Consider the following 19556-nt stretch of genomic DNA (forward strand, 5'->3'; position numbering starts at 1 on the left):
AACTGCGGTCGCTGCACCGGCACGCCGCGGAAATTAACAAAAGTGAGACACATGCCCGAAAGACCACACGATGTCCTGCGAGAGGTCGTCGGCGCCGCCCTGGTCGACGACCTGACGCACCCGACCGTCCTGCTCGCGGCCCGACGCACGGAACCACCGGCGCTCGCGGGTGGCTGGGAGTTCCCCGGCGGGAAGGTCGACCCGGGTGAGACTCACGAGCAGGCCCTGCACCGTGAGGTGCGTGAGGAGCTCGGTGTCGAGGTGGAGCTGGGGGAGAAGGTGCCTGGACCGCTACCTGGGGGGCGGTGGGCCCTCGGGGACACCTTCGCGATGACCGTCTGGCTGGCCAGGGTGACCGCCGGCGAGCCGGCGCCGATCGAGGACCACGACCAGCTGCGCTGGCTTCGCCGCGACGAGCTGCACGAGATCCCGTGGCTGCCCGCAGACCTGCCCATCGTCGACCTGATCGCGCCGATGCTGCGCTGAGCGGAGGTATGCCGCGTGGCCGGCCACGCGGCATACCTCACCTGGGCCCGCCCGTGTGGGGGTGCTCACGCGCGCAGGCTCGCATGGTCAGCGCGTGCTCAAAAGCCTGAGACAATGGTGCTCATGCCCATGAAGACCCGCGATGACATCCGCAATGTCGCCATCGTTGCCCACGTTGACCACGGAAAGACCACTCTGGTCGACAAGATGCTCTGGCAGGCCGGTGCGTTCGGCGAGCACCAGCACGTCGACGAGCGGGCGATGGACTCCGGTGACCTGGAGCGCGAGAAGGGCATCACGATCCTCGCGAAGAACACCGCGATCCACTACGCCGGCAAGGCGGCCGCCGAGGCGGGCCTGCCCGACGGCGCCACGATCAACATCATCGACACCCCCGGCCACGCCGACTTCGGTGGCGAGGTCGAGCGCGGCCTGAGCATGGTCGACGGCGTCGTCCTGCTCGTCGACGCGTCCGAGGGCCCGCTCCCGCAGACCCGGTTCGTGCTGCGCAAGGCGCTCGCCGCCAAGATGCCCGTCGTACTGTGCATCAACAAGGTGGACCGCCCCGACAGCCGCATCGCCGAGGTCGTCGACGAGGTCTACGAGCTGTTCATGGACCTCGACGCCGATGAGCACCAGATCGAGTTCCCCATCGTCTACGCCTCGGCCAAGAACGGCCGCGCCTCGATGAACCGCCCGGAGAACGGCGGCCTGCCGGACGCCGAGGACCTCGAGGCCCTCTTCGAGACGATCCTGTCCACCATCCCTGCGCCGGTCTACGACGACGAGGCGCCGCTGCAGGCCCACGTCACCAACCTGGACGCATCCAACTTCCTCGGCCGCCTCGCCCTGCTGCGCGTGCACAACGGCACCATCCGCAAGGGTCAGTTCGTCGCCTGGTGCAAGGTCGACGGAACCGTCGAGCGGGTCAAGATCACCGAGCTGCTGATGACCGAGGCGCTGGAGCGCAAGCCCGCCGAGTCGGCCGGCCCCGGCGACATCATCGCCATCGCGGGCATCCCCGAGATCATGATCGGCGAGACCCTCGCGGACGCCGAGAACCCGATCCCGCTGCCCGTCATCACGGTCGACGAGCCCGCCATCTCCATGACGATCGGCACCAACACCGGCCCGATGGTCGGCCGGGTCCGCGGCTCCAAGGTCACCGCCCGCATGGTCAAGGACCGCCTCGACAAGGAGCTCGTGGGCAACGTCTCGCTGCGCGTGCTCAACACCGAGCGCCCCGACACCTGGGAGGTCCAGGGCCGTGGAGAGCTCGCCCTGGCCATCCTCGTCGAGCAGATGCGCCGCGAGGGCTACGAGCTGACCGTCGGCAAGCCGCAGGTGGTCACCCGCGACGTCGACGGCAAGACCCACGAGCCGGTCGAGCGCCTCACGATCGACACCCCCGAGGAGTTCCTCGGCCCGATCACCCAGATCCTGGCCACCCGCAAGGGCCGCATGGAGCAGATGACCAACCACGGCACCGGCTGGGTCCGGATGGAGTTCCTGGTGCCGTCGCGTGGGCTGATCGGCTTCCGGACGCTGTTCCTGACCGAGACCCGCGGCACCGGCATCGCGCACCACGTGTTCGAGGACTACGAGCCGTGGTTCGGCCCGATCACGACGCGCACCAGTGGCTCGCTCGTCTCCGACCGCACTGGTGTCGTCACGGCCTACGCCATGGTCAACCTGCAGGAGCGCGGGACGTTGTTCGTCGACCCGACCACCGAGGTCTACGAGGGCATGATCATCGGCGAGAACTCCCGCGCAGACGACATGGACGTCAACATCACCAAGGAGAAGAAGCTCACCAACGTGCGCGCCTCCTCCTCGGACAACTTCGAGAAGATCGTGCCGCCGCGCAAGCTGAGCCTCGAGCAGTCGCTCGAGTTCTGCCGCGAGGACGAGTGCGTCGAGGTGACGCCCGAGGCCGTCCGCATCCGCAAGGTCGAGCTCGACCAGACCGTCCGCGCCCGCAGCGCCGCCCGGGCCCGCAACACCTGAGCGTGCCGGGAGCGATGCAGGCACGGCGACTCCCGAGGACCCGGTTCCTCGCCGCGAGCGCAGCAGCAGCTGCGCTCGCGGTGTCGGGCTGCACGGGCATCACCTCGGACGATCGGACCGGTGCCGCCGAGTCGGGCGAGCTGACGGTCCTGTCGCTCGGGCCGGTCGCCACCTGGGACCCGCAACGGCTGTCGACGGCGCAGGACATCGCGTTTGCCGGCCGCGTGTTCGCCCGCACGCTGACCGCGTTTCCGGCGGGTGCCTCCGGCGGCGCGCAGAACGTCGAGGGTGACCTCGCCACCACCGCCGGGACGGTGGACCGCACGCTCAAGACGTGGTCCTTCACGCTCCGCAGTGGCGTGGCCTGGCAGGACGGGTCACCGGTCACCTGCGAGGACGTCCGCTACGGCGTCTCCCGGTCGTTCGCGCAGCCGTTCGCCACAGAGGGCCTGACCTACCCCCTGGCCTACCTGGACATCCCGCGGAAGGCCGACGGGTCATCCACCTATCCCGGCCCCTACGCCAAGGACGCCAAGGGTCAGGCGGCCTTCGACAAGGCAGTGTCGTGCGAGGGCCAGACGGTGACCTTCCGACTGAGCACGCCGATGGCCGACTTCAACCAGGTCGTCGCGCTGCCCGTCTTCGCGCCGGTCAAGCAGGCGCAGGACAAGGCAGGGGACGGCACGTATGCCGTGTTCTCCAACGGCCCCTACCAGCTCAGGTCGGAGTGGGACCCGAGCGCCGGCGGCACCTTCGAGCGAAACCCCAACTGGGACAAGGGATCTGACCCGATCCGGCAGGCCAAGCCGGTGTCGATCCACTACATCGAGGGCACCGAGTCGCAGACGGCGGTGCAACAGGTCATCAACGACGACGAGGCGCACCAGCGGTCGGTGACCCTGGACTCGGCACCGCCGGCCATGCAGCAGCACATCCTCTCCGACAACGCCCTCAAGGCCAGGTCGGTCAACCCGTCGGCCCAGTTCGTCGACTACCTGGCCCCGAACGTGAGCAAGGGCGTGATGCGCAACCCGAAGGCGCGCGAGGCCTTTGCGCTCGCCACGAACCGCGAGGGCTACGTCACCGCGCTCGGCGGCGCGAGTGCCGCCAGCGCGGCATACACGCTCATCGGCCCGTCGCTCCCCGGCCACAACGACGCGGACCCGATCGGCTCTGGGCCGGCCGGCGACGCGGCCAGGGCACGAGCCGCGCTCCAGGAGTCGGGCCTGACCCTGCCGGTGAAGGTCCGGGTCGCCTACCGGTCCACGCCGACTGCCGACAAGGCGATGGCAGCCCTGTCCAACGGCTGGGAGGACGCAGGGTTCGCCGTCCAGCTCCAGCCGATCGCGAAGGACTACTTCGCCGAGGTGTCGGCCCCCGGCCGTGCAGACCAGACGGACGTGTTCTGGGCCAACTGGGCACCGGCGTGGCCGTCGGCGTCCACGGTGATCCCGCCCCTGTTCGACAGCCGGATCAACGTGACCAAGAGCGGCAACGGTCGCGACATCGGCGGGTTCACCGACGAGGCGGTCAACCGGGAGATCACCAGGATCGGGGCCCTCCCTGACCTCGCGAGCCAGGCCAGCGCATGGGGTGCGCTCGATGCATCGTTGGCCAAGCGCGCGATCTTCGTCGCGTTGGCGCAGCGCAAGGCGCTCTACGTCGCCGGGAGCTCGGTGACCGGCCTTCGCGCCAACGAGGCACTGGGCGGGTTCGTCGACCTCGCCACCGTGGGTGTGAAATAGCGCCGTGACCCACCACGCCGAGCCGCTGCTGTTCGTCCACGCCCACCCGGACGACGAGACGCTGACGGCTGGCCTGACGATGGCGCACTACGTGCAGGCCGGCCACCCGGTGCACGTCCTCACCTGCACGCTGGGCGAGGAGGGTGAGGTGATCCCGCCCGAGCTGGTGCACCTGGACGTGGCGCACGACGATGCCCTCGGCCCGCACCGCCTCGAGGAGCTGCGGGCCGCCATGGACACGCTCGGCGTCAGCCACGAGGTGCTGGGGGAGGACGCCCCCAGCGGGGTGCTGTCCCGCTACCGCGACTCCGGCATGGCCGGAACCCCCAGCGCCAGCAACCCCGCCGCCTTCGTCAACGCCGACGTCGAGGAGGCCGCGACGCTGCTGGCCGACGTCGTGCGACGGCTCCGCCCGGCCGTCGTCGTCACCTATGACGAGCAGGGCGGCTACGGCCACCCCGACCACGTCCAGACCCACCGGGTGACCTGCGCGGCCGTCCTCACCCTGCCCGAGGACGAGCGACCCCCGGTGTATGCCGTGCTGACGCCCGCGTCGTGGGCCCGGGAGGACCGCACGTGGCTGGGCGACCACCCGCCCGTCGGGACCGCCTGGTCGCTGCCCGACCCCGACGGTCAGTACCCGCCGTCGGTCGTCGCGGACGACCTGGTGACGCACGAGGTGGTCGACCCGAGCCTCGTGCCGGTGCAGGCCGCTGCCCTGCGCCAGCACGTCACCCAGGTCACGGTGGCGGACTCCGGCGACACCTACGCGTTGTCCAACGACATCGCCGCACGGATCCCCGGCCGCGAGGGTTTCGCCCTGCTCGACCCGGCGACAGGACGGCTCCTGCGGTCCGAGCCGTCATCCGGGCCGACATCCGAGCCGACATCCGGGGTGCCGGGCGGTGGCGTCGCGACGACGCGGCATACCGGGCTGCTGGGCGCGCCATGAGCACGCTGGAACCCGTCGGCTCCGGGGACACGACGCTCCCCGCGGGGCTCGAGGCAGCCGTGGACGCCGACCAGTTCCGTCTGGCGATGGGGCGGTTCGCCACGGGGGTCACCGTCCTGACGACCTTCAGCGGCGGCCACGACCACGCCATGACCGCGAACGCCATCACCTCCGTGTCGATGGAGCCGATGTTGGTCCTCGTGTGCGTCGAGGTGGACGCACGGTTCCATGACGCGATCCTGGACTCCGGCGTGTGGGGAGTCAGCGTGCTGGGAGCGGCACAGCGTCCCGTCGCCGAGTGGCTGTCCACCCAGGGCCGACCGCTGCACGGCCAGCTGGACCGGATCGCGCACCGCCGCGGGCCTGCGACCGGGGTGGCGCTGCTCGACGACGCCCTGGCCACGATGGAGCTGCGGACCACTGCCGTGCACCCGGCCGGCGACCACAGCATCGTCATCGGCGAAGTAGTCTCGCTGTCGAGCAACGAGCACCCCGCAGACGCGCTGGTGTACTACCGCAGTCGCTACCAAGCGCTGAAGTGATGGGAGCCCACGCGTGAAGGACAGCGGTTCGTCTGCGCTGCGGTTGACGATCGCGGTGGCGGTCCTGGCGGCCGCCTACCTGGGCATGGCCTGGTTCCTCGGCAGGCACATCCCTGCCAACTCCACCGTTGCCGGTGTGCCCGTGGGGGGCATGTCTCCTGCCTCGGCCGAGAGCACCCTGCGCCGGGCGCTCGCCGCCAAGGAGGGCGCGAAGGTGACCCTCAAGGCCGGGGACAAGACCTTCGAGATCGACCCCAAGAGCGCCGGGCTGGCCATCGACTACGACGGCACCATCGCGGACCTGTCCGGCTTCAGCGCCAACCCGGCCGACCTCTGGGACAAGCTCACAGGTGGCTCCGACGAACAGCTCGCGACCACCATCGACCGGGCGCGGCTCGAGGCTGCGGTGAAGGCGGCCGAGGCGACCCTGGACACCCCGGTGGTGCAGGGCGGCGTGACGTTCCCGGGTGGCAAGGTCGCCGTCGTCAAGCCCCGGGCGGGGGCCATGCTCTCGGTCGCCAAGACCTCCGACGAGGTGGCAGACCGGTGGCCCACCACGGCGACCATCGCGCCACGCCTGGACACCGTTGCTCCCGCGGTGTCCGCGGAGGAGGTCGACCGGGCCGTGGCCGAGTTCGCCACCCCGGCCGTGTCTGGCCCCGTCACGGTCAAGGTCGGTGCCAAGTCCTTCGCTGTCGCTCCTGCTGCGTTCGCGCCGAGCCTGTCGGTGAAGCCTGACGCCGAGGGCAAGCTGGCGCCCGTCGTCGACAACGCGAAACTTGTTGCAGCAGTTCGCAAGGCGGCCTCTGACGCCGGTCTTGAAGCCAAGCCCAGGGACGCGAAGATCACCTTCAAGGGCAGCACGGTAGTGGTGGTCCCGGCTGCCGCTGGCGCGACTCTCGACGAGAAGTCGGTGGTCGCGGCCTTCGTCCCAGCCCTGACCGACCCGGCCCGGACTGCCACGGTCACCACTGCTGTCGTGCAGCCCAAGCTCACGACGGCGGAAGCGGAGAAGATCAAGCCCAAGGAGGTCGTCTCGACGTTCACGACGAACTTCCCGTACAACCCTCCGCGCACCAACAACATCACCATCGCGGCGCGCACCCTCAACGGCACCTACGTCGGGCCTGGTGAGCAGTTCAGCCTGAACCGCACCCTCGGCCAACGCACTGCTGCCAAGGGGTATGCCTCCGCGCCGGTCATCGAGGACGGCCGGCTCAAGAAGGACTACGGCGGCGGCGTCTCGCAGGTCTCCACCACGACGTTCAACGCCGCCTTCTTCTCCGGCGTGCGCATCGACCAGTACCTGCCGCACAGCTTCTACATCTCGCGCTACCCCGAGGGCCGTGAGGCCACGGTCTCCTGGCCCGACGTCGACCAGAAGTGGACCAACGACACCGGCTACGGGATCCTCATCCAGGCCTCGGTGACCTCCAGCTCGATCACGGTGACGTTCCACGGGACCAAGGTCTGGGACATCGACTCCGTCAAGGGCCCGCGTCGCAACGTCGTCCAGCCCAAGACGATCGTCGACAACCGGCCGGGGTGCGTCACGCAGTCCCCGAGCACCGGCTTCGACGTGACCGTCACCCGCGTCTTCAAGAAGGCCAGCAAGACCGTGCGGACGTCGAACTTCAGCACGCACTACATCCCCGAGGACAAGGTGACCTGCACCCACCCCAGCGCCGGCTGAGCTGCGTGGCGCCGCGCGGTCGGCGCCCGGTCGGCTCAGGTCGGCTCAGGTCGGCTCAGGTCGGCTCAGTTCACGAGGTGGGCATACGGGTCCGGACGCTCGGCCTCGCTCCGGAGCACGCAGAACTCGTTCCCCTCCGGGTCCTGGAGAGTTGCCCACCCCGTGCCCGGCCCGTGCTCGTCGCGCAGGTCGTTGAAGATCGTGGCACCCGCCGCGAGGAGCCGGTCGACCTCCTCGTTCATGGTGCGGTCGGTCGGCCAGAGGTCGAAGTGGATCCGGTTCTTGACCGTCCTGCCCTCGGGCACCTCGATGAAGAGCAGCCGCTGCCGGCCGTCCGGCGAGAAGATCATGCACTCCTCGTGCCCGGGCAGGTTCGGGTCGCGCGGGTCCTCGGCGTAGCCCAGGACCTGGGCCCACCAGACGGACTGGTCGTGGGCGTTGCGGGAATCAATGGTGGTGTGCGAGATGCGTGACGTCATGTGGGCAGCCTGTCGGTGCCCGGCGGGTCGGCGCTACCGGGTTTCGGTGCGGGTGTCCGGTGAGGTGAGGTAGGCGTACGACGAGTGGACGTCGAATCCGAGTCGCCGGTAGAGCCTGGTCGCGGTGTCGTTGTCGTGCTCCACCTGGAGGTGGATGAGGGAGATCCCTTCCTCGCGCAGCAGCGCAGCGAGTCCTGCGGTCAGGTGCGCGGCCAGTCCGCGTCCCCGGTATGCCGGGTCGGTCCAGACCGCGCCCAACCCGGCCCATCCGGCGCCGATGCCGATGCGGGCCAGGGCGATCGGCGTGATGCCGGCTGCACCGGCGGTGCGCAGTCCGAGCTGCTGGGAGAGCCCGCCGCCCGGTGCGATGCTCGCAAAGATGACCCGCGGGCTGTCCAGCAGGACGGTCTCGGTGGCGCCGGGCACGGTCGTGCGGGTGCGACGGTAGACCTCCAGCCACTGCGGCGTCAGGTCGCGGCTGACGGTCAGGCTGGGTCCGCCCGGGTCGGCCGCGACAATCTTCTCCCGGGCGGCCGTCATGTTCAGGGTGAGGCTGCCGATCGTGTAGCCCCGGTCCAGCAGCAGAGCCCCCAACGGGTCACCGGCCGGGTCGAAACCCTGCGGACCGGCGAGGGCGAACTTCGCTGGGAGTCCGCGCGCGGCATACCAGTCCTCGACATCGGCGATGGCGTCCGCGAGTGGCTTGCCGGGGCTGCCGACGGGCACCACCGAGTTGCCGCGCTGGGTGTAGCCGGCGGAGGCGCGCAGCGCCCAGTCGCCGAGGGTCGCGCGCTCGACGGCTCCCCAGGCAGGTGTCATCACGCGCTGGAGGTCCTCGATCGACAGGGCCAGGTGGGAGGCGCCCCGGCGGGACGGCTTGGGTGGCACCTCTTTGGCGGCCGTGATCCGCGACGTCGGGATGGTCACCGGCCCGCGGGACGTCTCGACCGTCACGGTCTCGCCGTCGCGCGAGAGGAGCGTCCCGACGGCGTCGGTGAGGGTCGCACCGGTGGCCGGGTCGGGGGCTTCCAGCCGCCACCTGACCACGACTCGGGACCCGAGGGGGAGGTTGCTGACGTCGGTCGACATGCGCCGCATAGTATGTGCGACATGACGTACGTGATCGCCCAGCCTTGTGTGGACCTCAAGGACAAGGCCTGCATCGAGGAATGTCCGGTCGACTGCATCTACGAAGGGGAGCGGTCGCTCTACATCCACCCCGACGAGTGCGTCGACTGCGGTGCGTGCGAGCCGGTCTGCCCCGTGGAGGCGATCTACTACGAGGACGACACCCCTGAGCAGTGGGCCGAGTACTACAAGGCCAACGTCGAGTTCTTCGACGACCTGGGCAGCCCCGGCGGCGCGGCCAAGCTGGGCATGATCCCCAAGGACCACCCGATCATCGCCGACCTGCCTCCGCAGGTCCACGACGAGTGAGCCACGAGTGAGCGACGTGACTGCGTGAGCCTGCGCGCTCTGCCTGACTTTCCCTGGGACTCGCTCGCTCCGTACAAGGAGCGGGCGAGTTCTCTTGCTGGCGGACTGGTCGACCTCTCGGTGGGCACGCCAGTCGACCCGACTCCCGACGTCGTGCAGGACGCCCTGCGCGATGCCGCGGACGCCCCCGGCTACCCGCAGACCTACGGCACACCTGCACTCCGCGAGGCCGTGGCGGGCTGGTTCGAGCGCCGCCGAGGAGTGCCGGGCCTCGACCCGGACGGCGTCATGCCGACCATCGGGTCCAAGGAGCTGGTGGCCTGGCTGCCGACGCTGCTCGGTCTCGGTGCGGGCGACATCGTGGGGTTCCCGGGCGTGGCCTACCCCACGTACGACGTCGGCGCCCGGCTCGCTGGGGCTCGGCCGCAGGTCGTCGACGGGCTTGCCGCGCTGGGCCCGCTGACCCCTGCCACGACGCCAAAGCTGTTGTGGCTCAACAGTCCCAGCAACCCGACTGGGCGCGTGCTCGGTGTGCCGCACCTCGCCAAGGTGGTCGCTTGGGCTCGCCAGCACGGCGTGGTCGTGGCCAGCGACGAGTGCTACGCAGAGCTCGACTGGTCCGACTCGGAGCGGGACGTCGAGATCCCCACGACGCCGAGCATCCTCGACCCACGGGTCTGCGGGGGCAGCCACGAGGGTCTGCTGGCCGTCTACTCACTGAGCAAGCAGTCCAACCTCGCTGGCTATCGCGCGGCCTTCGTGGCCGGCGACGTGGCGCTCGTCCGGCAGCTGCTCGAGGTCCGCAAGCACGCCGGCATGATCGTGCCGTGGCCCGTGCAGCAGGCGCTCACCGCAGCCCTCGGCGACGACGCCCACGTCGCCGCACAGAAGGCTCGGTATGCCGCGCGGCGTGACCTGCTGCGTTCTGCCGTCGAGGGTTTCGGCATGCGGGTCGACCACTCCGACGCCGGGCTCTACCTCTGGGCGACCAGGGGAGAGGACGCCTGGGCGACCATCGACGCACTGGCCGCGCGCGGCATACTCGCGGCGCCTGGCAGCTTCTATGGCGAGGCCGGCCGTGAGCACGTGCGGATCGCCCTGACCGCCACCGATGAGCGCATCGCCACCGCCGTGGAGCGTCTCGCGGGGTAGTCGGCCCGATTCCCTGAGGCCGCCGGTGTTGGGGTAGCGTCGCAGTGCGCGAGAAGCGCCCAGCACGCACAGATCTGGGCGCCCGCAGGACGTGGAGGATGGATTTCGGATGACTGACGCAACCGCTGGGGCCACCCTGACGGCCGGGGACAAGACCCTCGACCTCCCGCTGGTCAAGGCAGCAGAGGGCAACGACGGCTACGACGTCTCCAAGCTGATGAAGGTGACCGGCAACGTCACCCTCGACTCCGGGTTCGTCAACACCGCGTCGTGCAGCAGCGCCATCACCTACATCGACGGTGACGAGGGGATCCTGCGCTACCGCGGTTACCCGATCGAGCAGCTCGCCGAGAAGTCGAGCTTCCTCGAGGTGTCCTATCTGCTCATCTACGGCGAGCTCCCCAGCCAGACCCAGATCGACGACTTCGACCAGAAGATCCGCCGCCACACCCTGCTGCACGAGGACCTCAAGGCGTTCTTCGGTGGCTTCCCGCGCGACGCCCACCCGATGCCGGTGCTGTCGTCCGCCGTGTCTGCGCTGTCGACCTTCTACCAGGACAGCCTCGACCCGTTCGACAAGGAGCAGGTCGAGATCTCCACGGTCCGCCTGCTGGCCAAGCTGCCGACCATCGCGGCCTACGCCTACAAGAAGTCGGTCGGCCAGCCGTTCCTCTACCCCGACAACTCGCTGTCGCTGCCGGAGAACTTCCTGCGCATGACGTTCGGGTTCCCTGCCGAGCCCTACGACATGGACGAGGACATGGTCAAGGCGCTCGACCTGCTGCTGATCCTGCACGCCGACCACGAGCAGAACTGCTCCACCTCGACGGTGCGCCTCGTGGGTTCGTCGAACGCCAACCTGTTCGCCTCGGTCTCGGCCGGCATCAACGCCCTGTTCGGCCCGCTGCACGGCGGCGCCAACCAGGCGGTCCTGGAGATGCTCAACACGATCCACCAGGACGGCGGCGACGTCGACACCTTCGTCAAGAAGGTCAAGAACAAGGAGGACGGGGTCAAGCTGATGGGCTTCGGCCACCGGGTCTACAAGAACTACGACCCGCGCGCCGCCATCATCAAGAAGACGGCCGACAAGATCCTCACCAAGGACGGCGTCTCCGACCCCCTGCTCGACATCGCGCTGCAGCTCGAGCAGCGGGCGCTGGAGGACGACTACTTCGTGGAGCGCAAGCTCTACCCGAACGTCGACTTCTACACCGGCCTGATCTACAAGTCGATGGGCTTCCCCGAGCGGATGTTCACGGTGCTGTTCGCGCTCGGTCGGCTCCCGGGCTGGATCGCCCAGTGGCGCGAGATGATCGAGGACCCGCAGACCAAGATCGGCCGTCCGCGCCAGATCTACACCGGTGCCACCGAGCGTGACTACGTCGCCATGGGCGGCCGCTGACCGCACGCGTTCGACGTCTGCCGCGGGGCCGGGTTCCGATGCGGACCGGGCCTCGCGGCATACCTCGTCGGGGACACCCATCGGGACGTGACTCATCGGGCAAAGCGGGCGAAACGGTCGTAGCGTCGAGGCATGCACCTGAACCGACTGCTCATCGCCCCGCTCGGCACCGTGCTGCTCGCCGCAGCAGGACTCGCACCCTCCGCGGGCGCGAGCGCCACCGATGCCCACCGGCCCCCGGCGCTCGACCTCGGGCCCACCGGGCTCGTCGAGACCCGCACCACCGAGGCGGTGCAGCCGGGCGTCACCCTCACCCGGATCACCCGCGGGGCGGCCGACACGGCGGTCCGCTGGGTCGTCGAGGTGAGCATCCCGGGGGGAGCGGGCAGTCCGGACCCCGACGCGCCACCGCGCGCCGTCCAGGACGAGGCAAGTGCTCGAGCACACGCGACCAGGCTCACCGCGGCGGGTTTCCCGGCGCAGGCCGAGCGGGTCGACCAACCTGCCGTCGCCGACGTCCCCGCCGGGGTGCTCGGCTGGCGAGTGCGGCTGACCCAGACGTTCGCCACGCAGGCCGGGGCGAGCACCGAGGCCGCGCGGCTCGTGGCAGCCGGGTTCGCCGGGCGTGCCTGGTATGCCGGGTGGGACGGCACGTCGACGGCCAAGGGACCGTGGACGGTGAACGTCGTGACGGTCGACCCTCGGCGGTTCAAGGGCTCGGTCGGTGGCAGCTACGGCCCGACCTTGGAGAAGCGCGAGACGACGTCGTGGCTGGCGGGCTACGAGAAGGCCTCGGTCGCGATCAACGCTGGGTTCTTCGTCTTCGATCCGGCCGCCGGGGCCGAGGGTGATCCCGCGGGAGCGGCTGTCTACGGAGGCCGCCTCGAGTCGGAGCCGGTCGGATCGCGACCGGTCCTGGTCCTGGACCCGCAGGCGCGGCACACCGAGGTGGTCCGGCCGAACTGGCGTGCCGAGGCGACGCTCCCTCGCGGTGGCCGGCAGGTGCTCGACGGCCTGAACCGGGTGCCCGGCCTGATCCGCAACTGTGGCGGAACGGCGGACGACCTGCCGACGTCCCTACCGCTGCACGATGTCACGTGTACGGACGCCGACGAGCTCGTCCTGTTCACGACTGCCTTCGGTCAGACAACACCAGCTGGACCCGGCGCCGAGGCCGTGGTGGACCGACAGGACCGCGTGGTCCGGGTCGCGGCGCAGCGGGGCACATCGCTGGCCACCGGACAGCGCTCGCTCCAGGGGACCGGTGCCCGCGCCGCCCTGGTGACCGCGCTGCACCCCGGCGACCGGGTGCAGACGCAGACCAGCCTGCGCGAAGGGCGCCAGCCGCTCGACCGCCCCGGGACCAGTGTCCTCAACGGCGGCCCCGAGCTGGTCCGTGACGGTCGCGTCCACGTCACCCAGCAGCAGGACGGCATGGTCCACCCGGGCGAGCCCAGCTTCGCGTACGGGTGGGTGCTGCAGCGCAACCCGCGCACCTTCGCGGGCGTCGATGCGCAGGGCAGGACGTTGCTCGTGACCGTCGACGGCCGCCAGCTCGGCGAGCTCGGGCTGTCCATCCCTGAGACGGCCGCAGTGGCCCGGTCACTGGGCATGGTCGACGCCATCAACCTCGACGGCGGTGGCTCCACGGCCATGGTCGTCGACGGCACGCTCATCTCGCACCCCTCGGATGCGACAGGAGAGCGCGCTGTAGGTGACGCAGTGGTCGTCCGCTGACCGAGGCTCCCCGACGAGATCCCAGCTCTCGCGCCATGGCGGGGTGGTTCGGCCCGAGAGCTGGGATCTCGGACGGGTGAACGGCGGGGTCAGCCGGCGAAGGTGACGGTGACGGTGCCGGCCTTGCCCGCGGTCTTGGCGTCGTGCCACGTCCAGCCGGAGGAGTTGCGGGTCCGGGTCCACTCGCGCGACCCGACGCGCACCGACGTGGCACCGTGGAGCGAGGCCTTCGCCACGGCATACGCTCCGGCACTCCAGGCGGCGCGCTCGGATCCGGCGGACACAATGAGGGTCCGCCCGCTGACGGTGGAGTTCATGCCGAGCTCGGTCTTCAGGGCGGCCTTGAACGCCGCCGGGTCACCGGTCGTGGCGTCCTCGAGCCGGCAGCCCAGGCCTTCGGGGGAGTGCCCGCTGAGGGTGGAGGCGAGCAGCCGCCCTTCCTGCTCGTGGTCGGCGTAGGCCTCGGGGTAGGCGCTGCGCTGCACCTTCTGGGCGATCTCGGCAATCCGCATGCCCTCGTAGCCCTTGACCTTCACCAGGGCGTCGTAGAACTTGTTGCTCGAGTAGACCGGGTCGAGGATCTGGTCGACGGTGCCCCAGCCCTGGCTCGGCCGCTGCTGGAACAGGCCCACGGAGTCGCGGTCGCCGTACTTGAGGTTGCGCAGCTTGGACTCCTGGATCGCTGTCGCGATCGCGATGGTGGCGGCTCGCGCGGGCAGGCCGCGCTTCTCGGCGACCGCCTCGATCGTGGCCGCGTATGCCGTCTGGCTGGGGTCGAAGTCGACGCTGGTCCCAGCCGCGGTCGCCTGGCAGCGGGCTGGCCCGAAGTTGCTCAGCACGCCACGGACGCCGTAGATCCCGGCCCCCACGACACCGCAGGCCAGCAGCAGGATGACGACCCGCGTGACGAGCCGCCGCATCCGCGAGGGGCGTCGCTGTTCGGCGAGGACGACCCCGCGCTTAGTCGTTGGCATGCAGGGCGGAGTTCAGGACGATGCCGTGACCGTCGCGGGCGCGGGACTCGACGGTGCCGGTCACGGAGTTGCGGATGAACAGCAGGTTGGACTGACCGGACAGCTCACGGGCCTTGACGACCCGGCCATCGGTCAGCGTCACCTTGGTGCCGGCCGTGAGGTAGAGCCCGGCTTCGATGACGCAGTCGTCACCCAGGGCGATGCCCAGGCCGGACTCGGCACCGAGCAGGCAGCGCTCGCCGATGCTCACGCGGTCGGTGCCGCCGCCGGACAGGGTGCCCATGGTCGATGCGCCGCCACCGATGTCGGAGCCGTCACCCACGACGACGCCCTGGCTGATCCGGCCCTCGACCATCGAGTGTCCGAGCGTGCCGGCGTTGAAGTTGACGAAGCCCTCGTGCATGACGGTGGTGCCGCTCGCGAGGTGGGCCCCTAGGCGGACCCGGTCCGCGTCGCCGATCCGGACCCCGGCGGGCACGACGTAGTCGGTCATCCGCGGGAACTTGTCGACGCCCAGGACCTGCACCGGTCCGCGGGCTCGCATGCCCGCGCGGGTCAGCTCGAAGCCGTCGACGGCGCACGGTCCCTGGGTCGTCCAGACCACGTTGACCAGCACGCCGAACAGCCCGTCGAGGTTGATCGTGTTGGGCCGCACCAGCGTGTGGGAGAGCAGGTGAAGGCGCAGGTAGGCGTCGGCCGAGTCTGCGGGGGCGGCGTCGAGGTCGATCTCGGTGGTGACCACCTCACGACGGATCTTTCGCACGTCGTCCTTGCCGACCAGCGCCTCGAGCTCGGCCGGGGCGTGGGCGTCACCGGCGCGCGCGCCGAGGGCCGGCTGCGGGTACCAGGTGTCGAGGACCGCACCATCGTCGTGGATCGTGGCCAGGCCGAAACCCCATGCGGTGCGCTCGCTGCTCATGGGGCAAGCCTACGAGAGCCGCGGTCGCCGCTGTGAATCGTGACCCGGATAGGGTTTCCGCATGCCGAACTCACCTGTCGACACCGTCGCGCTGGACCTTTCCGCGGACGTCGTGACCCTCACCGCGGCCCTGTGCGACATCGAGTCCGTCTCGCTGGACGAGGCCGCGATCTGTGACGCCATCGAGGCGGCCCTCGCCCCGCTGACCCACCTCACGGTGACCCGGATCGGCAACACCCTCGTGGCTCGCACCGACCTCGGCCGCGACGAGCGGGTGGTCCTTGCCGGCCACATCGACACGGTCCCGCTGACCCAGGACCCCGCCAACCTGCCGACCCACCGGCAGGGTGACGACCTCTGGGGCCGCGGCACGGTCGACATGAAGGGCGGCGTCGCCGTCCAGCTCAAGGCAGCTCTGGTGGCCGAACCGAGCCGCGACCTCACCTTCGTCTTCTACGAGGGAGAGGAGATCGACAGCGAGTTCAACGGTCTCCTGCACATCCACGATCAGCGTCCCGACCTGATCGAGGACGCCGACTTCGCGGTGCTGCTCGAGCCGACCGGGTCGATCGTCGAGGGCGGTTGCAAGGGCACGCTGCGTGCCGAGGTCACCACCAAGGGGGTCGCCGCCCACTCCGCGCGGCCCTGGAACGGCCACAACGCCATCCACGACGCCGGCGAGGTGCTGACCCGGCTCGCGGCCTACCAGCCCGAAACCGTGATGGTCGACGGCCTGGAGTACCGCGAGGCCATGAACGCGGTCGGCATCACGGGAGGCATCGCCGGCAACGTGATCCCCGACCGGTGCGTCGTGACCGTCAACTACCGCTACGCCCCCGACAAGTCGCCCGAGGACGCGCTCGGCGTGGTCCACCAGCTGTTCAGCGGCTACGTCGTGGAGGTCAAGGACAACGCCCCGGGTGCCCGCCCCGGCCTGCACCTCCCGGCCGCGAAGGCCTTCGTCGAGGCACTGGGAGTCGACGTCGTGGCCAAGCAGGGCTGGACCGACGTCGCCCGGTTCTCCGCCATGGGCGTGCCTGCGGTCAACTTCGGCCCCGGGGACCCCAACCTCGCCCACCACGACGAGGAACGCTGCCCGGTCAGCCAGCTCGAGTCCGCCGAGGCCGCCCTGCTCCGCTGGCTCGCCTGACGCCGGAGGGTCCTCGGGGTCAGGTCTCCAGCGACTCGCCGAACCCCAGTGGCGCCCGGGTGACGAGGTAGGTCGCCCAGTTCATCTTGACCACCGCGCCGTCCGCGTCGCGGGTGACGCGCAGCTGCTCACCGCGCTCGCGACCCGAGACGGTGCGGAAGGTGCTGTCGTCCAGCCGCTCGAAGACCGACGGCGCCCGGTCGGCGGGCGCCGAGTCGGCCCGTGCCTCGAGCCGCCCCTCGCGCACCGAGAAGGTGAACCCGGAGCCCTCGGAGAACCACCGACCCAGCAGTGGCGCCAGGTCGTCCGGCACGGACGTGCCCGGACGCCACGGCTCCTCCTCCGCCGGGTCGTTGTCGAGGACGTGGTCGCCCAGGGCGATGGCAAACGCCGCTGGGTCGGGGGACGACGAGCTGTTCATCAGGACGATGCCGCCGGTGCCGCTCTCGCGGTGGGTGAAGACACCGGACACCTGACCCGGCATCCCGCCCGTGTGCCCGACCCAGGTGCGCTTGGTGGCCGAGCGCATGAGGAAGAAGCCCAGACCCATCGCGCCGCCCCAGCCCTCGGGGTCGACGAGCAGCTGCGGCTGGCACATCTCTTCCAGGGTGTCGGGCGACAGGATCGCCGAGTCGGGCGCAGCCACGAAACCGGACCACTTCGCCAGGTCGGTGACGGTGCTGGCCAGCGCGCCGCACGGCCCCATCGCCCTCAGGTCGAGCACCGGCTCGATGCGGGGCACGTCGTGGAACGGCTGCACGTGGTAGCCGGTCGCCCTCGGTCCGTCGTCGAACCCGACGCTGGTCCGGGTCATCCCCAGCGGGTCGAGGATCCGGGCCCGCAGCACCTCCTCCCACGGGCGGCCCTCGAGCCGCTCCACGAGCTGGCCCAGCACGGCATACACGATGTTGGAGTAGTGCCAGTGATCATGGGGGCGGCCAACCCGTTCGATCCCGTTGAAGTCGCTCATCAGGGTCTCGGCGTCGGGCTGCTCCAAGGTCTCCCAGATGTCGCCGAGCGGCTCGCGGGCCAGCCCGGTCGCGTGCGACAGTGCCTGCCGCACGGTCGCCCGCTGGGTCACCCAGGGCAGGTGCTGGTCGAGGGTGTCGTCGAGGTCGAGCCGTCCCTCGTCCCGCAGCGCCATGACCAGCACGGCCGTGAAGCTCTTGGTGTTCGAGGCGATGAGGAACTGGTCGTCGGGGCCGGGCACGCGCGGCGACGCCACGTCGGCGGTGCCGATGCCGTCGGTCCAGACCAGTTCGCCGCGACGCACAACGGCAGCGGCGAGGCCGGGCACCCGACCGGTCCGCTGGCGGTCCAGGGCCAGGTCTCGCAGGCTTCGGCGGGTGCTGTCCTGAAGGGTCGTGTCCACCGCTCGACCCTACCGAGGGTCGTGTTGCCGCAGGGTGGGGAGCGTGGCTCGCGTAGGTTGGGCGCGTGAGCGAGCAGCCATCCGAGCAGACGCCCGAAGACGGGGCCCAGACGAGCGGCGCCACCGAGCACGACCACGACTACCCCGGATTCGACTACCACACGGGGCCGGTGACGCTGCGGGGTTCGCGGGTGCCCGGGACGACCACCGACCAGCGGCTGCTCGACAGCGGCGGCTCGAGCGAGTGGCTGCACACCGACCCGTGGCGGGTGATGCGGATCCAGAGCGAGTTTGTCGAAGGCTTCGGCGCCCTCGCCGAGCTCGGCCCGGCCGTGAGCGTGTTCGGGTCGGCCCGCACCAAGCCCGGCACCCCGTTCTACGAGATGGGCACCCAGGTGGGTCGTCGCCTCGTCGAGCAGGGGTATGCCGTGATCACCGGTGGCGGGCCCGGCGCCATGGAGGCAGCCAACAAGGGCGCCCGCGACGCCGGCGGCGCCTCGGTCGGCCTCGGCATCGAGCTGCCGTTCGAGCAGGGGCTCAACGAGTACGTCAACCTGGGCGTGAACTTCCGCTACTTCTTCGCCCGCAAGACCATGTTCGTCAAGTACGCACAGGGGTTCATCGTGCTGCCGGGAGGCTTCGGCACCCTCGACGAGCTGTTCGAGGCGGTCACCCTGGTGCAGACCCAGAAGGTCACCTCGTTCCCCATCGTGCTGATGGGCACCGAGTACTGGGGTGGGCTGTTCGACTGGCTGCGTGGCACTGTCCTGGACGCCGGCACGGTCAGTCGCAAGGACGTCGACCTGCTGCACCTGACCGACGACGTGGACGAAGCCGTCCGCATGGTCACCGAGTCCGACGAGCAGGTCGCGCCCAAGCGACCCGAGTAGGACCCTGCCAACGGGGGATGGACGTGAGGGGCGGCGCCCCTGATGATGGGGAGGTGACCATCTCGCCCCTTCCGCGACATGGTGACGTCATCGTCGGCCGGGACGTCACCGGTCGCACCCTGCGCATCTCCGGCCACCCGGAGTCCGGGCGGGTGGTGCTGTCGATCTGGCAGGACAACGTCTGCCGCGCCACCCTGCGCCTGTCACCCGAGGACGTGCCGCAGTTCGTCGAGATGCTCACACGCAGCGCGATCGCCCGGTCGGACGACGCGGATGGCGGATTCCGTGACCTCGGCACGGCGGGCTGAGTAGGTCGTCCTCAGGACTTCGTGCGACGATCGCCCGGTGATCTGGGTCTTCTTCATCGCCGTCGGCGTGCTCGTCATCGGGGCGTTTGCCGCGCTGATCGTGGGACGCGTGGGCTACGACCCCCTCGCCGAGCCCACGACGACCCAGGCCGACCCGATCCTCTCCGCGGAGTTCGGCTCCGGAGAGATCTCGGCCGTCCGCTTCGACACCGCCCTGCGCGGCTATCGCATGGACCAGGTGGATGCCGTGCTCGACCGGCTGCAGACCAGGATCGCGGAGCTCGAGGCCGGCAGCGACCACCGCTGAC

General features: G+C 70.2%; 19 protein-coding genes. 14 read left to right on the forward strand and 5 right to left on the reverse strand.

The window, feature by feature from the left end; all coding sequences use genetic code 11:
- Positions 1-51: 51 nt before the first annotated feature.
- The 6 genes from EAH86_RS11635 to EAH86_RS11660 all read left to right on the forward strand — a co-directional run bounded on the left by EAH86_RS11635 (position 52) and on the right by EAH86_RS11660 (position 7425).
- A complete protein-coding gene (locus EAH86_RS11635; protein WP_140740885.1) occupies positions 52-486 on the forward strand; it encodes a (deoxy)nucleoside triphosphate pyrophosphohydrolase in 435 nt (144 codons plus the stop codon).
- Between the two features lie 123 nt (positions 487-609).
- Positions 610-2493: a translational GTPase TypA gene (gene typA / locus EAH86_RS11640; protein ID WP_140740888.1), complete on the forward strand. Its 1884-nt coding sequence runs from the start codon at positions 610-612 to the stop codon at positions 2491-2493.
- A gap of 14 nt (positions 2494-2507) precedes the next feature.
- On the forward strand, positions 2508-4238 hold the full coding sequence (locus EAH86_RS11645; protein ID WP_140740890.1) for an ABC transporter substrate-binding protein: 1731 nt from the start codon (positions 2508-2510) through the stop codon (positions 4236-4238).
- A 4-nt stretch (positions 4239-4242) separates the two neighbouring features.
- Positions 4243-5190, forward strand: coding sequence for an N-acetyl-1-D-myo-inositol-2-amino-2-deoxy-alpha-D-glucopyranoside deacetylase (gene mshB / locus EAH86_RS11650; protein ID WP_140740892.1), 948 nt, complete (start codon positions 4243-4245; stop codon positions 5188-5190).
- Positions 5187-5732: a flavin reductase family protein gene (locus EAH86_RS11655; RefSeq protein ID WP_338325243.1), complete on the forward strand. Its 546-nt coding sequence runs from the start codon at positions 5187-5189 to the stop codon at positions 5730-5732. Before mshB ends, EAH86_RS11655 begins: the two co-directional genes overlap by 4 nt.
- A 13-nt stretch (positions 5733-5745) precedes the next feature.
- Positions 5746-7425, forward strand: a complete 1680-nt coding sequence (locus EAH86_RS11660) for a VanW family protein (RefSeq protein WP_140740894.1) — start codon at positions 5746-5748, stop codon at positions 7423-7425.
- A 65-nt stretch (positions 7426-7490) separates the two neighbouring features.
- Here EAH86_RS11660 and EAH86_RS11665 read toward each other — a convergent pair whose 3' ends face one another.
- Both EAH86_RS11665 and EAH86_RS11670 read right to left on the reverse strand, forming a co-directional pair.
- Positions 7491-7904 (reverse strand): VOC family protein, encoded by a 414-nt coding sequence (locus tag EAH86_RS11665; RefSeq protein WP_140740896.1) that lies wholly within the window; start codon positions 7902-7904, stop codon positions 7491-7493.
- 33 nt (positions 7905-7937) lie between these two features.
- Positions 7938-8993, reverse strand: coding sequence for a GNAT family N-acetyltransferase (locus EAH86_RS11670; protein WP_161988640.1), 1056 nt, complete (start codon positions 8991-8993; stop codon positions 7938-7940).
- A gap of 21 nt (positions 8994-9014) precedes the next feature.
- Between EAH86_RS11670 and fdxA the strand changes: the two genes are divergently transcribed.
- From fdxA to EAH86_RS11690, 4 genes are all read left to right on the forward strand, one after another.
- Positions 9015-9341 carry a ferredoxin gene (gene fdxA, locus EAH86_RS11675; protein ID WP_140740900.1) on the forward strand — a complete coding sequence of 109 codons (327 nt, stop codon included), beginning with the start codon at positions 9015-9017 and terminating at the stop codon, positions 9339-9341.
- A gap of 24 nt (positions 9342-9365) precedes the next feature.
- Positions 9366-10493 (forward strand): succinyldiaminopimelate transaminase, encoded by a 1128-nt coding sequence (dapC, locus tag EAH86_RS11680; RefSeq protein ID WP_277752332.1) that lies wholly within the window; start codon positions 9366-9368, stop codon positions 10491-10493.
- Positions 10494-10602: 109 nt separating this feature from the next.
- Entirely contained in the window at positions 10603-11898 is a 1296-nt protein-coding gene (locus EAH86_RS11685) for a citrate synthase (protein WP_140740902.1), read from the forward strand.
- Between the two features lie 132 nt (positions 11899-12030).
- Complete coding sequence (locus EAH86_RS11690; RefSeq protein WP_140740904.1) at positions 12031-13635, forward strand: phosphodiester glycosidase family protein; 1605 nt, start codon at positions 12031-12033, stop codon at positions 13633-13635.
- An 89-nt stretch (positions 13636-13724) separates the two neighbouring features.
- Here EAH86_RS11690 and EAH86_RS11695 read toward each other — a convergent pair whose 3' ends face one another.
- Positions 13725-14609 (reverse strand): hypothetical protein, encoded by an 885-nt coding sequence (locus tag EAH86_RS11695; protein ID WP_241668337.1) that lies wholly within the window; start codon positions 14607-14609, stop codon positions 13725-13727.
- Positions 14596-15528, reverse strand: coding sequence for a 2,3,4,5-tetrahydropyridine-2,6-dicarboxylate N-succinyltransferase (dapD, locus tag EAH86_RS11700; RefSeq protein WP_140740906.1), 933 nt, complete (start codon positions 15526-15528; stop codon positions 14596-14598). Before dapD ends, EAH86_RS11695 begins: the two co-directional genes overlap by 14 nt.
- A 61-nt stretch (positions 15529-15589) precedes the next feature.
- Between dapD and dapE the strand changes: the two genes are divergently transcribed.
- Complete coding sequence (gene dapE, locus EAH86_RS11705; protein WP_140740908.1) at positions 15590-16678, forward strand: succinyl-diaminopimelate desuccinylase; 1089 nt, start codon at positions 15590-15592, stop codon at positions 16676-16678.
- A gap of 19 nt (positions 16679-16697) precedes the next feature.
- On the opposite strand, the gene EAH86_RS11710 is transcribed toward dapE, so the two are convergent.
- Complete coding sequence (locus EAH86_RS11710; RefSeq protein WP_140740910.1) at positions 16698-18050, reverse strand: serine hydrolase domain-containing protein; 1353 nt, start codon at positions 18048-18050, stop codon at positions 16698-16700.
- 170 nt (positions 18051-18220) lie between these two features.
- On the opposite strand from EAH86_RS11710, the gene EAH86_RS11715 reads away from it, so the two are divergent.
- From EAH86_RS11715 to EAH86_RS11725, 3 genes are read left to right on the forward strand one after another with little or no spacing between them, the layout of a single operon-like run.
- Positions 18221-18940, forward strand: a complete 720-nt coding sequence (locus EAH86_RS11715; protein ID WP_241668370.1) for a TIGR00730 family Rossman fold protein — start codon at positions 18221-18223, stop codon at positions 18938-18940.
- Between the two features lie 53 nt (positions 18941-18993).
- Positions 18994-19248: a hypothetical protein gene (locus EAH86_RS11720; protein WP_140740913.1), complete on the forward strand. Its 255-nt coding sequence runs from the start codon at positions 18994-18996 to the stop codon at positions 19246-19248.
- A 37-nt stretch (positions 19249-19285) separates the two neighbouring features.
- Positions 19286-19555, forward strand: coding sequence for a DivIVA domain-containing protein (locus EAH86_RS11725; protein ID WP_140740915.1), 270 nt, complete (start codon positions 19286-19288; stop codon positions 19553-19555).
- The last annotated feature ends 1 nt before the right edge of the window (position 19556 follow it).

The organism is Pedococcus bigeumensis (genome assembly GCF_006438965.1).
GTDB classification, from domain to species: Bacteria; Actinomycetota; Actinomycetes; order Actinomycetales; family Dermatophilaceae; genus Pedococcus; species Pedococcus bigeumensis_A.

Excerpts from the sequence above, each read along its gene's own strand:
- EAH86_RS11655 (WP_338325243.1), top strand. The coding sequence starts at position 5,187 with ATGAGCACGCTGGAACCCGTCGGCTCCGGGGACACGACGCTCCCCGCG.
- EAH86_RS11690 (WP_140740904.1), top strand. The coding sequence starts at position 12,031 with ATGCACCTGAACCGACTGCTCATCGCCCCGCTCGGCACCGTGCTGCTC.
- typA (WP_140740888.1), top strand. The coding sequence starts at position 610 with ATGCCCATGAAGACCCGCGATGACATCCGCAATGTCGCCATCGTTGCC.
- EAH86_RS11645 (WP_140740890.1), top strand. The coding sequence starts at position 2,508 with ATGCAGGCACGGCGACTCCCGAGGACCCGGTTCCTCGCCGCGAGCGCA.
- EAH86_RS11635 (WP_140740885.1), top strand. The coding sequence starts at position 52 with ATGCCCGAAAGACCACACGATGTCCTGCGAGAGGTCGTCGGCGCCGCC.
- EAH86_RS11670 (WP_161988640.1), bottom strand. The coding sequence starts at position 8,993 with ATGTCGACCGACGTCAGCAACCTCCCCCTCGGGTCCCGAGTCGTGGTC.
- dapE (WP_140740908.1), top strand. The coding sequence starts at position 15,590 with ATGCCGAACTCACCTGTCGACACCGTCGCGCTGGACCTTTCCGCGGAC.
- dapD (WP_140740906.1), bottom strand. The coding sequence starts at position 15,528 with ATGAGCAGCGAGCGCACCGCATGGGGTTTCGGCCTGGCCACGATCCAC.
- EAH86_RS11695 (WP_241668337.1), bottom strand. The coding sequence starts at position 14,609 with ATGCCAACGACTAAGCGCGGGGTCGTCCTCGCCGAACAGCGACGCCCC.
- EAH86_RS11665 (WP_140740896.1), bottom strand. The coding sequence starts at position 7,904 with ATGACGTCACGCATCTCGCACACCACCATTGATTCCCGCAACGCCCAC.
- fdxA (WP_140740900.1), top strand. The coding sequence starts at position 9,015 with ATGACGTACGTGATCGCCCAGCCTTGTGTGGACCTCAAGGACAAGGCC.
- EAH86_RS11685 (WP_140740902.1), top strand. The coding sequence starts at position 10,603 with ATGACTGACGCAACCGCTGGGGCCACCCTGACGGCCGGGGACAAGACC.